Origin of the sequence: Arenibacter latericius DSM 15913, from assembly GCF_000424985.1 — a bacterium.
Taxonomy (GTDB): Bacteria; Bacteroidota; Bacteroidia; order Flavobacteriales; family Flavobacteriaceae; genus Arenibacter; species Arenibacter latericius.
On sequence record NZ_KE384286.1, the window covers coordinates 22,766 to 35,863 of the forward strand.

The 13,098-nt window shown below is 34.7% G+C and carries 14 protein-coding genes; 7 read left to right on the plus strand and 7 right to left on the minus strand.

Translation table 11 applies throughout. The features are described from left to right. Window positions 1-159: 159 nt before the first annotated feature. The 3 genes from H344_RS0117500 to H344_RS0117510 are packed head-to-tail and all read right to left on the minus strand — an operon-like array spanning window position 160 to window position 2,036. On the minus strand, window positions 160-660 hold the full coding sequence (locus H344_RS0117500; protein ID WP_026811450.1) for a nuclear transport factor 2-like protein: 501 nt from the start codon (window positions 658-660) through the stop codon (window positions 160-162). Window positions 661-669: 9 nt separating this feature from the next. Beyond that, window positions 670-1,437 (minus strand): hypothetical protein, encoded by a 768-nt coding sequence (locus H344_RS0117505; RefSeq protein WP_026811451.1) that lies wholly within the window; start codon window positions 1,435-1,437, stop codon window positions 670-672. A gap of 59 nt (window positions 1,438-1,496) precedes the next feature. Further along, window positions 1,497-2,036 carry an ester cyclase gene (locus H344_RS0117510; protein WP_084148848.1) on the minus strand — a complete coding sequence of 180 codons (540 nt, stop codon included), beginning with the start codon at window positions 2,034-2,036 and terminating at the stop codon, window positions 1,497-1,499. Between the two features lie 178 nt (window positions 2,037-2,214). On the opposite strand from H344_RS0117510, the gene H344_RS0117515 reads away from it, so the two are divergent. Both H344_RS0117515 and H344_RS0117520 read left to right on the plus strand, forming a co-directional pair. Further along, the gene (locus tag H344_RS0117515) at window positions 2,215-4,170 is read left to right on the plus strand and encodes a tetratricopeptide repeat-containing sensor histidine kinase (RefSeq protein ID WP_026811453.1); all 1,956 of its coding nucleotides are present in this window, start codon (window positions 2,215-2,217) and stop codon (window positions 4,168-4,170) included. Window positions 4,171-4,172: 2 nt separating this feature from the next. After that, entirely contained in the window at window positions 4,173-4,907 is a 735-nt protein-coding gene (locus tag H344_RS0117520) for a response regulator (RefSeq protein ID WP_026811454.1), read from the plus strand. 39 nt (window positions 4,908-4,946) lie between these two features. On the opposite strand, the gene rpiA is transcribed toward H344_RS0117520, so the two are convergent. The 4 genes from rpiA to H344_RS0117540 all read right to left on the minus strand — a co-directional run bounded on the left by rpiA (window position 4,947) and on the right by H344_RS0117540 (window position 8,598). Continuing rightward, window positions 4,947-5,624 (minus strand): ribose-5-phosphate isomerase RpiA, encoded by a 678-nt coding sequence (gene rpiA, locus H344_RS20760; protein ID WP_034256964.1) that lies wholly within the window; start codon window positions 5,622-5,624, stop codon window positions 4,947-4,949. Window positions 5,625-5,661: 37 nt separating this feature from the next. Then, window positions 5,662-6,279 carry an FMN-binding negative transcriptional regulator gene (locus H344_RS0117530; protein ID WP_026811455.1) on the minus strand — a complete coding sequence of 206 codons (618 nt, stop codon included), beginning with the start codon at window positions 6,277-6,279 and terminating at the stop codon, window positions 5,662-5,664. A 40-nt stretch (window positions 6,280-6,319) separates the two neighbouring features. Beyond that, a complete protein-coding gene (locus H344_RS0117535) occupies window positions 6,320-7,162 on the minus strand; it encodes an endonuclease/exonuclease/phosphatase family protein (RefSeq protein ID WP_026811456.1) in 843 nt (280 codons plus the stop codon). 152 nt (window positions 7,163-7,314) lie between these two features. Next, on the minus strand, window positions 7,315-8,598 hold the full coding sequence (locus H344_RS0117540) for a DEAD/DEAH box helicase (protein WP_026811457.1): 1,284 nt from the start codon (window positions 8,596-8,598) through the stop codon (window positions 7,315-7,317). Between the two features lie 1,187 nt (window positions 8,599-9,785). On the opposite strand from H344_RS0117540, the gene H344_RS0117545 reads away from it, so the two are divergent. The 5 genes from H344_RS0117545 (at window position 9,786) to H344_RS0117565 (ending at window position 13,089) form a co-directional block, all read left to right on the plus strand. Further along, window positions 9,786-11,123, plus strand: a complete 1,338-nt coding sequence (locus tag H344_RS0117545) for a histidine kinase (protein WP_026811458.1) — start codon at window positions 9,786-9,788, stop codon at window positions 11,121-11,123. 176 nt (window positions 11,124-11,299) lie between these two features. After that, window positions 11,300-11,602, plus strand: coding sequence for a 2TM domain-containing protein (locus H344_RS0117550; RefSeq protein ID WP_026811459.1), 303 nt, complete (start codon window positions 11,300-11,302; stop codon window positions 11,600-11,602). Between the two features lie 26 nt (window positions 11,603-11,628). Next, a complete protein-coding gene (locus H344_RS0117555) occupies window positions 11,629-11,958 on the plus strand; it encodes a 2TM domain-containing protein (protein WP_026811460.1) in 330 nt (109 codons plus the stop codon). Further along, window positions 11,958-12,284: a 2TM domain-containing protein gene (locus tag H344_RS20765; protein ID WP_034256966.1), complete on the plus strand. Its 327-nt coding sequence runs from the start codon at window positions 11,958-11,960 to the stop codon at window positions 12,282-12,284. The genes H344_RS0117555 and H344_RS20765 overlap by 1 nt, the downstream gene beginning before the upstream one ends. Before the next feature lie 49 nt (window positions 12,285-12,333). Then, window positions 12,334-13,089, plus strand: a complete 756-nt coding sequence (locus H344_RS0117565) for a LytR/AlgR family response regulator transcription factor (protein WP_026811461.1) — start codon at window positions 12,334-12,336, stop codon at window positions 13,087-13,089. The last annotated feature ends 9 nt before the right edge of the window (window positions 13,090-13,098 follow it).

The following is a 13,098-nucleotide window of genomic DNA, read 5'->3' on the forward strand; positions in this document are numbered from 1 at the left end:
TTAAACTATTAATAAAACCTAACAGCAATCTATCTTAATTTCCCCCAAAATAAAAGTTAGATTAACCTGTTAGGTTTGTGATATTTATGTAGGTGCCAATTTCATTATAATGATATTCCTAGCTTTAAGTTTATTAACTACTGAAGATGATATACTTTTTTATTCAGTAGCTATAGCATTTTCTGCCTGTATCTTTTGGGTTGCTAATATTACAGGAGAATTATCCCATATGCCTATTTCTCTAACTATTTTTCCTTCTTTAAATTGATAGGTCAAATGTATGGGAATCCTAACTTCCTGATTACTTTCCTTAACGATGCCTTTCCAATCTAACCAACAATTTACCCAAGTTTCTCCATCATCAGTGACAACCATCTCGTATTCCTGATCTTGATTTAAAAATTCACGAGATTTAAATATGGTATCATTAGCTTGGTGATAGGCGATTGTTGTTGAGGGAGACATAGATATAGATACAGAGTTATAACGGGTTTTGCAGGTGTCCGAATAAATACTAATGTCGTACGTCTTATCGTTGTAATTCTTAATTAACGTTTTTACCGTTTCAATTTCCTTTGATTGTTGGGTATAGCGCTTTTCTTGTTCTTGGCACGAGCTGAATAGAATTAGTACTAAACCTATAAAAATGAACTTTTTCATAATATTTATTTACTGTTCTGGGGCATAACCCAATTCTGGACGCATTCCACCAGATTCTGTTTTATATTCATCAACGTATCCAAATAGTTCTTGGAATAGCTTTTCCCCTTCTTCTCCAAGTAGAACTTCGTTTTCCTTGGATTTTTTGGCATAGTCTTCAGCATCTATTGCAGATACTACTGCAAGGTAATAGTCGCCCATAGTACCAAACCCACTGTGATAAATGCGATAATATTCCTTAGATCCCTTTTTAGTGTATAATGCCTTCAGTTCTTTTAGTTTACCTTTTAGGTTTTGAATGTTGTTAGGAGTGACGTTCATAAAATGCCATTTACGATAATTCTGACCTTCAGTAGTAGTGCTAATTCCCTCTGGCATATATGTAAGTTCTTTGTTTAGATAAATTATATAATCTCCATGTTTATCATAACATTTGTTAAAACGTGTAAACATTTCCCCAAACGCTTCCTCTCCCATTTTCTCATATAATGTTGCCATTACATTCTTATCTAGTTCGGCCATGTTTTCTATAGGTGAAATGGTAAAATAGCGCCCAGTAGATGTAGAGGCTACTTGCCATTTTAATTCTTGAATATTGTGTTCTTTACAAGCTTCCATAAAATCTTTGGATACCATTTCATATTCTTGAATCATTGATGGTTTTACCTGGTCTTCATGAATATAATAGGCCTGGTTTTTCTCTTCCTGGGCTTGAATAATAAATGGTGCCTGTAATATTAAAAAGGCAAGAATCATAGTGTTTCTGAGTGTTCTCATGATATTTAAATATTAGGTTATACTATTAAGTTTATTTAGGGGAACACTTAAGACTTTTGCTATTCTAGATTAGGGGGAGTTAGAGAATATCCTAATTGTTGTAAAAAATCTAATTGATTAAAGAAAATATCTTCTTGAAATAACTCTCCTTTCTTATTAAATTGGAGTTGCGAAAATCCCGTTATATGTACCTTTTTGCCGGTAGCGATAACTTCTGCAAACTCCCCAGTATTTGTACCTGTAAAGACCCATTGGATAAAAGCACGATTTCCACATACCTCAGTAAATGTTTTGTCAATAGTATAATTTGGAAATCCGATGGCATAAAGGTGCATTTTTGCGTTTAATTCAGTTTTATTAGTGGCAATCGGGATGCCATTCATATACCTGGTATAGTTTTCTGTAATCCTTTCATTTAAAAGCGTATCGTTTATAGTATTTAAATATTGATTGAGAAATTCCTTAATTACAGCTTGCTCCTTAGCTCCCATAGTTATCCCATCAACCTTATGTTGGTCATTGTCCAATGATTTTGTTTCGTTTTTACATGAAATTAAAAGAAGGATCATAAGAGTAATTGAAATTATTCGCCATTTCATATTGGATTATTAAAACTCATTATCTCCCTAATTAACGGTTTAAGCGCATGTAATACAATTAGATTAGGACGAAATGACCCTGTCGTTGTCCGAACATAGTATTTTATTTATCAGGGGATTAACGAAAAAAAACGTATATTTAAAATCCCGACTTCTTAAGACCTAAGAAAGGTACAGAATGGGAAGACCAACATTTATTACTATATTTTCATCTCTATTGTTCAGCATTTTCTTGTTTGGACAGACCCAAGATTTTGATAAAAATGAACCCTACAAAAGGGTATTTGTAGATACTGATAATTTTGGAGAGTCTTATTTGGAGCTTCTAGGAAAATCCTATAAAGAAGTGGTAGATAACGATACGTTGCAATTCTCCATGTTAAATGATTTTGCCTATTATTGGCATACAAGAAATTTAACGAAAGCTCTAGAGTTTACTCAAGAGGGCCTAGACCTTACAGCCCTTAAAGAAGATGAGCTTTGGAATGGCCGTTTTCAAATTACCCAAGGCGCTATATTATTACGGATGGAAAAACTGGATAGTGCCCAGAGAGTATTAGAAAGTGCTAAGAAGAAGGTGCTAAATAAAGATTTAGCATTTTTAAATACGCAATTGGGGTATGTCTATGAACGTAGGGGACAATTAGATAGAGCCGCAGATTATGCGATGGAGTCTTTAAAGTTGGGGAATCTTAATAATGATCAGAAAGCTATTGCCTTAGCTTATAGTGATCTTAGTAATATTTTCTGGAAGCAGTCTAAGTTTGAAAAAGGATTAGAATATGGACTTAAGTCTCTTGAGATCTTTGAGGAACGGGGTATTAACGATTTAGATTATGATTTTACCCTCTATGTAGTAGGGAATAATTATATGGATTTGAATGAATTTGATAATGCCCTTAAATATTATGACCATGCCAAGTCTATTGGGGAACGATATGGGTTCTATAATAATTTAAGTGATATTTACATTTCTCTGGTAGAATTATATTGTCATATAAATAACTTTGAGGCTGCAGAAAAAGCAGGTAAGAAAGCAATAAAGTATGCTCAATTATTAGAGAATACTTTCCTATTGATGAGGGCCTATCTTTCTGTAGGGAAATCACAAAACTTACAAGGCAAATATAGTACTGCTATCCTAAGTCTTCAAAAATCTATTGAAGTCGCTACCGTAAACTTTGGGGACAAATACTATTTAAGTGAGGCTTATGAAACTCTCGGGATGGCTTTTGCAGGGAATCATAATTATATGGAGGCCTATAAGGCATTTTCTGAATACGATAAACTAAAAAAGAAAGTCTTTACCGCGGAGGCAGATCAACGTATCGCTTTGTTGCAAACGGAATTTGATGTAGCCCAAAAGGAAAATACTATTCTTTTACAGCAGTCCACAATAAAAAAGCAAAATACAAATCAGATTCTAACCTCAGTAATTATGGGATTGTTGATTTTTCTTTTGATTTTAGGTTTTGTAGCTATTAGAAATAATCGAAAAAAAAATGTACTCCTACAGGTTCAAAATGAAGAAAAGGAATTTTTAATTAAAGAAATTCACCATAGGGTAAAGAATAATTTAGAAGTAGTCTCTAGCCTTTTATCTCTCCAAACCGCTCAGATTAGCGATGCTAAAATTAAGGATACCATGTGTCAAATTCAGAATAGGATTCAGAGTATGAGTATGATTCATCAAAACTTATATCATGGTAAACATCTTACTTCCATAGGGATGAGGCCATATTTTATGAATTTGGCAAACTTCATTTTAGACTCCTATGGCGCCAGTAATAGAATATCGATGGTGTACAAAATGAAGGATATAGAACTGAATGTAGATATTGCCACCCCAATAGGATTAATTGTAAATGAGCTGCTCACCAATTCCTTAAAGTATGCCTTTCCAGAAGATTCTGAGGGAATAATAACCATTGAGTTGGTAGAAAATAGATCGCTATTGGAACTAAAGGTTATGGATAACGGGATTGGTTATACGGATAAAGATAAAACAAGAGGTACTGGATTCGGCACCCAATTAGTGAGGTTGTTAACACAACAATTAGATGGTAAAATGGTGTTAAAAAATAATGAAGGGACCTCTGTTTCATTTGAATTTTATCATCATAAAGCAGCATAATTATGGAACGAAAAACAAGGATTTTAATTGTAGAGGATGACATGATTATCGCAGCTAATATATCATTACAACTCACCAATCTGGGGTATGAGGTTACTGGATTGGTAACTAGGGGAGAGGAGGCTGTTATCCATGCAATATCCAATAAACCTGATATTATTTTACTCGATATCAATTTAAAGGGAGATTTGGACGGAATATCTGCTGCTTTAAAAATACAGGAAACCCAAAATATCCCTATTATTTACCTAACTGCAAATTCTGATGAAGCTACCTTTACTAGAGCCAAATCTACCCACCCTTACGCATTTATTTCAAAACCGTTTAGTAATTTAGATTTAAGACGTACCATAGCCTTAGTGGTAGAACAAATAAAAGGAAATTCTGAAGGTGTAGTCGATGGACCACAAAACATACAAGTATTGAACGACCGTATTTTTGTTCGTCACAATGGGAATATGATAAAATTGTTGTTAGATGATATCTCCTATATAGAAGCGGATAGAAATTATAGTAATCTTGTAACTCCAACAGGTAGCTTTCTTATCAGCACTACTTTAAAGGTTCTAGAGGCCGAGCTTATAAACCATAAGTTTATAAGGGTACACCGTTCTTATATGGTAAACATATCCAAGTTAGATGTGGTGGGAGAACATCATTTAGAAATAAAACGAAAGGTTATACCCTTAAGTAAATCGTTTAAACAACATCTACTAAAACGCTTGCATACCATTTAATCATTACTTTTATAATCTATAGTAGGTTAAAGCGCAATTCTATTTTTTAAAAGTAAGGGTAGATGCTCCTTTGCCAACAATTATAATATCTGCCATGTCTAGAAAAAGCCCTGTTTCTACAATTCCTGGAATTTGCTTAAGGGTATAATTAAGTAAAGGGAGGTTATTTATGTGTTTAATGTTGAGGTCTATAATATGATTTCCTTCATCGGTAATAAAAAGCTGTTCTTCTTTTTTCCGCATTATCGGCTGCAATTGCATGTTATCAAGTAACTGCATTATTTTACGGGTGGCTAGTGGGATTGTCTCTATAGGGAGTTTAAAGCTTCCTAGTCGATCTACCTGCTTATGGGAATCGGCGATAATAATAACAAGGTCCGAATTATGGGCTAAAATCTTTTCGTGTAATAAGGCTCCGCCTCCGCCTTTAATTAATTGCAGATACGGGTCAAACTCATCCGTACCGTCTATGGTGAGGTCAATGCTGTCTGCTTTTTCTAACGATATTAGAGGGATATTCAGATCTAAAGCAAGTTTACGGGTGTTTTCTGAGCTAGGTACACCTTTGATGTTTAGTCCGTTAGCTACCTGTATGCCGAGTTCTTTAATCATAAAGTTGGCGGTACTACCAGTCCCTAATCCGACCGTCATCCCTTGTTTTACATACTTAACTGCTTCCAAGGCAGCCAATTTCTTTTCGTGATCTATAGCTGTCATTACTACCTAGATGTTTAAATTAATTGATATAAGTTCTCTAATGGGGACATTTATTGCTTCTTATCATATTGGCAATTTCTTTAGAACCACAGTTCTTAGATTTGTTTAACTCCGCTATTATTTGTGGATGGTCTTCTGTACGCGTCTGAGATAACTTGTAAGCGGCCTGGATCTCCTTAATACGGATTTTAAACCCTACTATGCCACTAATCTGACTCATGGTTTCCTGGGATAAATTATCTAGGGAAACGGGATTGGTAGCTACCTTCTCATACTTATTAACAAGCTTGTGCAAGGATTCTAGGACGGCTTTCTCATCTATTAATTCAATCGTTCCGTAAACATGAACTGCAATATAATTCCAAGTGGGGACTTCCTCTTCCTTATACCAAGAGGAGGAAATGTAACTATGTGGCCCGTTAAATATAGCTAATACCTCCTCTTTCCCCTTAAAGTATTTCCATTGAGGATTAGCTTTGGAAATATGTCCTACCAACAGATCGTTTCCATCTACATCTATCTCCAATTCTAAGGGGATATGAGTAGCCCAGGGGCGCCCTTCGGTTTGGTTTACTAGAATTCCAAAACTGTTTTGTTTTAGGAACTCCTTTACCTCTCCAAGATCTGTATTCTTATAATGTGATGGAATGTACATAATAACTGGTTTTGGTAGGGAATATGTTATTGCGCCAACTTTATTCGGCTATCGTAACCAATACAGGTAAATGGTCGGAAATATGTTTGTTGTTCGCCATTCTATCGTCTATATGAGTATAGGACAGCACTTCTAAATCCTGCGCAAAAATGTAATCTATTCGGTCCATTAAGATGTGCTCTTGGTTAAAACCGTTGAAGGTGCCTAAAGGACCATAAAATGGTTTCTTAGAGATGTCCATACCATCCTGTAAATACTGCTGTAGAAAACGTATGGCTTCCGTTTCTGGGGTTAAATTAAGGTCTCCCATAAGGACAACTGGTACTTTATTGGTGTTAATCTCATTTATTTTTTTGTAGATCAGTTGAGCAGATTTTGTCCTTGCCTGCACTCCCCGATGGTCAAAGTGGGTGTTAAAGACCCAAAATTGCTTTTTGGTCTTCCGATTCTCGAAAAGAGCATAAGTACATATACGCTCTAGAGCAGCGTCCCATCCCACTGAAACTTTTTCTGGAGTTTCGGAAAGCCAAAAGGTATTGGTTTTTAAAACCTTGAATTTATCTGAATTATATAAGATAGCAGTGTATTCTCCCTTTTGCTTACCATCGTCTCTACCAACACCAACGTAAGAAAAACTAGGAAGGGCTTCATTTAAATAAGTCACTTGGCGATGTAAGCCTTCTTGGATCCCTATAATGTCTGCATTATAGTGTTGTAGCAAATGCACCATGGTCTCTTTACGATCATTCCAATTATTAATTGTGTCACCGGTATTGTCGTACTTAATATTATAACTGATTAAGTTGGTAGTTTGCGAGGCTAGTTCGATTGGAAGTGCCATTAGTACAAAAACTAAAAGTACAGTTGAAAATGTATTTTTCATCACTTAGATATTTAAGTATAAATTAAAACGATTTAAATGCTCAATAAAGGTCTTGATTTTTTCAATGACCAACTAAAAATTACACATTATTCATTAAAAAAGCCGGAATAATTTCTTACCCGGCTTTTTTACTTTATGTATAATAGGAAATATTAATCCCTTTTTGGTCTGTTACTATTATTGCTACTTCTGCTTCTATTGCCATTTCTTCCTCCTCGTGGATTGGAATGCCCAGTCCTTTGTCGCTGTCTATTGTTATGATGCTTTTTAGCTGGCTGTAAAGGCACATCTTCAATACCATCATCTACAAAGGGATGGTCGGTAATAACCGGTACTTGTTGGTTAATCAATTTCTGAATATCCTTTAAGTAAGGCCTTTCTTCTGTATCACAAAAAGAAAGGGCAATCCCACTAGCACTTGCTCTTCCGGTCCTACCAATACGGTGAACGTAAGTCTCAGGAACATTAGGAAGGTCGTAGTTAATTACTAGTGAGAGTTCCTCTACGTCTATACCTCTTGCTGCAATATCTGTAGCGACAAGTACTTTTAGATCTCCATTCTTAAAATCACCCAAGGCTTTCTGTCGTGCATTTTGGGATTTGTTTCCATGAATTGCATCTGCCTTAATATCGGCTTTTGCCAATTGCTTTACAATTTTATTGGCCCCGTGCTTGGTTCTCGAAAAAACCAATGCAGAATCATTGGGATCTTTTTCCAACAAATGAACTAACAAACTTGGTTTGTTTTTTTTAGAAACAAAGTATAAGGCTTGTTCTACCTTTTCTGCTGTAGCTTGCTGAGGTTTAATAGTAACTTGTTCAAAATCGCCCAATAATTTACGGGACAATTCTACGATCGCTTTCGGCATTGTGGCCGAAAAGAAAAGCGACTGGCGATTATCGGGTAGCTTGGCAATTATCTTTTTTATATCGTGTATAAAGCCCATATCCAGCATCTGGTCGGCTTCATCCAATACTGCGTATTGTATATCTCGTAGGGAAATAAAACCCTGGTTCATTAGGTCTAATAGTCTTCCTGGAGTAGCGATAAGTACATCTACACCTTTCTTTAAGGCATCTGTTTGTCGACCTTGCTTAATACCACCAAAAATAACGGTGCTTCTAATATCGGTAAATCTAGCGTAAGAGGTGAAATTCTCACCAATTTGTATTGCTAATTCCCGGGTTGGGGTAACTACTAATGTTCTAATTTTGCGCTGATGCGAATTTGTATCGCGATTTGTAACCAATTGTTGAATAATTGGTATGGAAAAGGCGGCAGTTTTACCAGTGCCTGTTTGTGCACAGCCTAGTAGATCTTTGCCTTTTAATAAAATTGGAATTGATTGTTCTTGTATTGGGGTGGGGTTTGTATAGCCTTCCGCCGCTAGGGCTTTAAGTATAGGTTCTATAATACCTAAATCTTTAAATGTCATATAATATGTAAAATAAGTGGTAAAGGTACGGGATTAGTTTGGATTAAGGGTTTATTATTTAAATAGTGGTCTTAGCAAAACGTTACCCATCCATTGCTGCAGATGTAATTCGACCTAAATAATTAGCCTCCTCTCCTTATAAAATTTGGTCATAAATTATAAGATACGTTAGTTTTTACTCACTATTTGTGGTGACCCTACATTTATACTTGAATTATTTTGGTATTGGCGATTTCTATAGTATTTGTGATGCTTTGTATGTGAGGCTGACTTACTTTTTTTAGGTTTAAAAGACGGAGATATAGCTTTAACTCTTACAGTGTGAGTTGCGTTAATATCCTATTCCTACACTTATTTCCTAAATATTCTTTATTTCGTTTGAAACCCTACTCAGTGTGGTTATAAAGAATCTAGTAGAGTAGAGGAAGTTTTGATATTGAAAGGTATGCTAAGTTTTATATGGATTTCCTATCTCAATTTCTGTTGTACTTTAACCAAAAGGGGTGGACTATCTCCCTTTGGGTAAATGACGACAGTAGTAGGTTGTTTAGATGTTCCACACCCTTTAAAAACTAAATTTTATCCTCCCTGTAATACACTACATAAAATTGATTCTATTCTTTAATTCGTGCTAGCAAGGTTTTTATAAAAAATATTCGATTGCGTTATTTTTTTTGGGGATAAAGCGCTAAAATTAAATTTTAACACGTAATTTTACACTTCATAAGTAAGAAAAAATAAGTTTGAATTGAATTTGTTTTTTGACTTTTAAAGAGGACGTAGGGGTGCGTCCTCTTTTTTATTTTACACACATGCCTTTAATTACTGCAAATCTTTAGTTTTCCTGTTTCTATTATCCTTTGATAATATTATGACTGATTTTCAGTATGATTATTTGGCCTTCTACAGTTCATCCTTCATAACTTACAATTGAGTGTAACTTAATTTTATCTCTTGTGGATTTGGATAATCTTTGTGCTAGAATCTATAAATAGAAGATAATCAGAACAATGAGATTTCAAAATCAGCCTAATATCTCCAGAAATAACATTATGTCAATTATAGGGTCATCTAATTTCACTCCCTCCTTGGAACTTTTCACTAACTTTAATCGTGAACCTTCTTCTTGTTTCAGGAAAACAATGAAATCAAACGAAACCAGTTTTTGAACAAATCAATAAGTGAATATGAATCGTTTTTTAAAGCATTTAGGCAACGCCATATTTATTGGGACCTTAATTTATTTTGTTTTCCTAGCCATCTTCTTTTTTATGGGCAGGTTTGATGAGGGATTTAGTTATGATCGTGCTTTACAAGAGTATTATAGAAATATGATATACTCCCTTATCCTCTATATGGTAAATGCTTATTGGATGCAATATCTTATTGTTAAGCATAAAAAACATATCCTAGCTAAAAGACCAATGTTGGTTGGGATAACAGGAAATATTATACTATCTCTTATAGGGATATTTATCTCCAGATTTATTCTTAAGGTAGGATTAGACAACATGGCATTGTCCGATTTTCTACGAGGGGAAAGACTAGAGTATTATAAGGTTTCTATGCTCATAGCGATTATAATATCTATTATTTTTTATGTGGCTTGGCACTTTAAGTACAAACAAGAAAATAAAGTAAAAGAGCAAAAGATCATTGCCGGAACAGCATCTGCCAAATTTGATGCACTAAAGAATCAATTGGATCCGCATTTCTTGTTTAATAGTTTAAATGTGCTTACCAGTTTAATAGAGGAGGATCCAGTACAAGCTCAAAAATTTACCACTTCACTTTCTAAGGTTTATCGGTATGTTTTAGAACAGAAAAATAAAGATCTTGTAACTGTAGATGAGGAGCTGAGTTTTGCTAAGACCTATATTAAGTTGCTGAGAATGAGGTTCGAGAATAGTATTGTCTTGGATATCCCAGCAGAAAGCAGTAATCCTGAGGCTAAAATAGTGCCCTTATCCTTGCAACTATTACTAGAAAATGCGGTAAAACACAATGTGGTTACCGCTTCCCGGCCATTAAAGATTAGGGTGTATGAAGAAGGGGGAATGCTATGTGTAAGTAATAATTATCAGGAAAAGCGGATGGTTAAAAAAAGTAGTGGGGTAGGACTTAAGAATATCCAACAGCGGTATCAAATACTGTCTAAAAGAGAAGTTGAAATTGTAAAATCGGATTCAGAATTTACCGTGAGACTGCCATTACTGACTGAAATATTAAACAATTTTGAGACGCAAGAGCTCATTATAGAGGATAAGCGATATAAAAAAGCTAAGGAACGGGTAGAGGCCCTAAAAAGTTTTTACGGCAATTTAGGAGCCTATATAGTGGTAATACCAATTCTGGCGGTATTAAATTATAATACTACATCTTTTCCTTGGGCAATCTTTCCTGCCTTGGGTTGGGGATTTGGTGTGGTTATGCACGGGTTAGATGCTTATGGTCGCGCCCCTATTTTAGGTAAGGGATGGGAAGAACGTACCATGCGTAAATTAATGGAGGATGACGACTTTTAAAAGTATGTTCTAAGGTTAAACTAAGCAGATGTTGGAGGTGGGGTAATTATAAATTTATGTTCCTTCTAAATTAAATTTTGTGCTTACAGTTCAACATAACTTTTCTACAGTTGAGTCTAATAGATTTAGACATTTACGCTCTTCTAACGAAATTTGAGACATCAAAAATAATACTCATGGAAAATTCAGGAAAAGAGAGTAAGTACTTTAGGGCTAAGGCAAGAGTTGCCGAAATTAAGAAATTTTATAATAGTTTGTTTTCTTCCCTCTTTACTATTGCTCTAGTAGCTGGTATAAACTACTACGTTAATGAATGGCGTTACCCGTGGTTTTTATGGGTTGTCCTTGGCTTAGGTATTAGCTTGGTTTTTAAGGGCTTTAAGGTTTTTGGGTATAATTCATTGTTTGGTAAAAATTGGGAACAACGAAAGATTAAAGAGTTTTTAGAGCAAGAGGAGCAAAATGAACGGTGGAAATAAATCTTGTATATGTAAAGGATTAAGAAATGGAGAATTATGACGTTAATAAGAAGAAAAGAGCTAAAAGGAGAATAGAGGAGTTAAAAGGTTTTTATGTTCATCTGGTCATATTTGTTGTGATTAACCTATCTATTTCCATTAATAAGATACTAAGGAATATACAAGACGGAGAAACCTTCTGGGATGCTTTTTGGGACTTCGGGACTTTTGCGGTTTGGATATTTTGGGGAGTAGGGCTAATTTTTCATGCCTCTAAAACCTTTAATTATAATCCTTTTTTTTCCAAAGAATGGGAAGAGAAACAAATAAAGAAATTTATGGAGGAGGATAGAAAAGAATCAGAAAAATATAGGTGATGCAAGAGAATAGAAAGAATGGTCTAAAATTGGAAAGGGCCAGAAAACATGTGGCTGCGGTTAAGGGATTTTATAATCACCTTTTTGTATACTTGTTTGTTAATTTAGGCATATTCTTTTTGTATGCCGGCTATAGGTTTATAAATACGGGATACTATGAAACCTTGGAAGTAGGGTTTAGGAATTGGATAGATTGGAATATTTTATTCACACCTTTATTTTGGGGGATAGGGCTATTCTTTCATGGTCTTAGCGTTTTTGGAAGGAAACCAAGATTTTTAAAGAAATGGGAAGTACGGCAAATTAAAAAGTACATGGAAGAGTAGCGAGGCAAGTCCTATTCTAAAAACAATAAACAATCTATTTCACCAACTAATGAATGTAATTATAATAGAGGACGAAAAACCAGCTGCTAGACGGTTGGGACGCTTATTAAACCAATTAGAAGTTTCTGTAGCTACCATGCTCCATTCTGTAGAAGAGGCTATAATATGGTTTCAAAACAACGAACATCCCGATCTTATCTTTTTGGATATTCAACTTTCAGATGGACTCTCTTTTGAAATCTTTGAGGTGGTTAAAATAGAAAGCTCTGTGATTTTTACTACTGCTTTTGACGAGTATGCCTTGCAGGCATTTAAGTTAAATAGTATTGATTATTTATTGAAACCTATAGATGAAGAAGAGTTAGAAATAGCAGTTAAAAAATACCAATCTTTTGGTCCTAAAAAGCAAGAGGTTTCTATGGATTTTGAGGATGTAAAAAAGTTACTATTAAACCCCTTGGAACGAGAGTATAAAAAACGATTTACAGTGAGGGTGGGGCAGCATCTAAAAATTATAAATGCGGATCTAATAGAATGTTTTTACAGTGAAAATAAAGGTACTTATGCAGCTACTAATGATGGTAGAAATTACCTGTTAGATGTCTCATTAGAAAATTTAGAAAAGGATCTCGATCCTGAAACATTCTATAGAGTAAGTAGAAAATTCTATGTCAACATAAATCATATAAAAGATATTATATCTTATACAAATTCTAGGTTGCAGATTAAGCTAAATAGGTATAATGATCAAGAAATAATAGTAAGTAGAGAGCGGGTGAAAGATTTTAAGCTTTGGTTGGAGTAATGTATGTTA

Excerpts from the sequence above, each read along its gene's own strand:
- H344_RS0117500 (WP_026811450.1), bottom strand. The coding sequence starts at position 660 with ATGAAAAAGTTCATTTTTATAGGTTTAGTACTAATTCTATTCAGCTCG.
- H344_RS0117505 (WP_026811451.1), bottom strand. The coding sequence starts at position 1,437 with ATGAGAACACTCAGAAACACTATGATTCTTGCCTTTTTAATATTACAG.
- H344_RS0117510 (WP_084148848.1), bottom strand. The coding sequence starts at position 2,036 with ATGAAATGGCGAATAATTTCAATTACTCTTATGATCCTTCTTTTAATT.
- H344_RS0117515 (WP_026811453.1), top strand. The coding sequence starts at position 2,215 with ATGGGAAGACCAACATTTATTACTATATTTTCATCTCTATTGTTCAGC.
- H344_RS0117520 (WP_026811454.1), top strand. The coding sequence starts at position 4,173 with ATGGAACGAAAAACAAGGATTTTAATTGTAGAGGATGACATGATTATC.
- rpiA (WP_034256964.1), bottom strand. The coding sequence starts at position 5,624 with ATGACAGCTATAGATCACGAAAAGAAATTGGCTGCCTTGGAAGCAGTT.
- H344_RS0117530 (WP_026811455.1), bottom strand. The coding sequence starts at position 6,279 with ATGTACATTCCATCACATTATAAGAATACAGATCTTGGAGAGGTAAAG.
- H344_RS0117535 (WP_026811456.1), bottom strand. The coding sequence starts at position 7,162 with ATGAAAAATACATTTTCAACTGTACTTTTAGTTTTTGTACTAATGGCA.
- H344_RS0117540 (WP_026811457.1), bottom strand. The coding sequence starts at position 8,598 with ATGACATTTAAAGATTTAGGTATTATAGAACCTATACTTAAAGCCCTA.
- H344_RS0117545 (WP_026811458.1), top strand. The coding sequence starts at position 9,786 with ATGAATCGTTTTTTAAAGCATTTAGGCAACGCCATATTTATTGGGACC.
- H344_RS0117550 (WP_026811459.1), top strand. The coding sequence starts at position 11,300 with ATGGAAAATTCAGGAAAAGAGAGTAAGTACTTTAGGGCTAAGGCAAGA.
- H344_RS0117555 (WP_026811460.1), top strand. The coding sequence starts at position 11,629 with ATGGAGAATTATGACGTTAATAAGAAGAAAAGAGCTAAAAGGAGAATA.
- H344_RS20765 (WP_034256966.1), top strand. The coding sequence starts at position 11,958 with ATGCAAGAGAATAGAAAGAATGGTCTAAAATTGGAAAGGGCCAGAAAA.
- H344_RS0117565 (WP_026811461.1), top strand. The coding sequence starts at position 12,334 with ATGAATGTAATTATAATAGAGGACGAAAAACCAGCTGCTAGACGGTTG.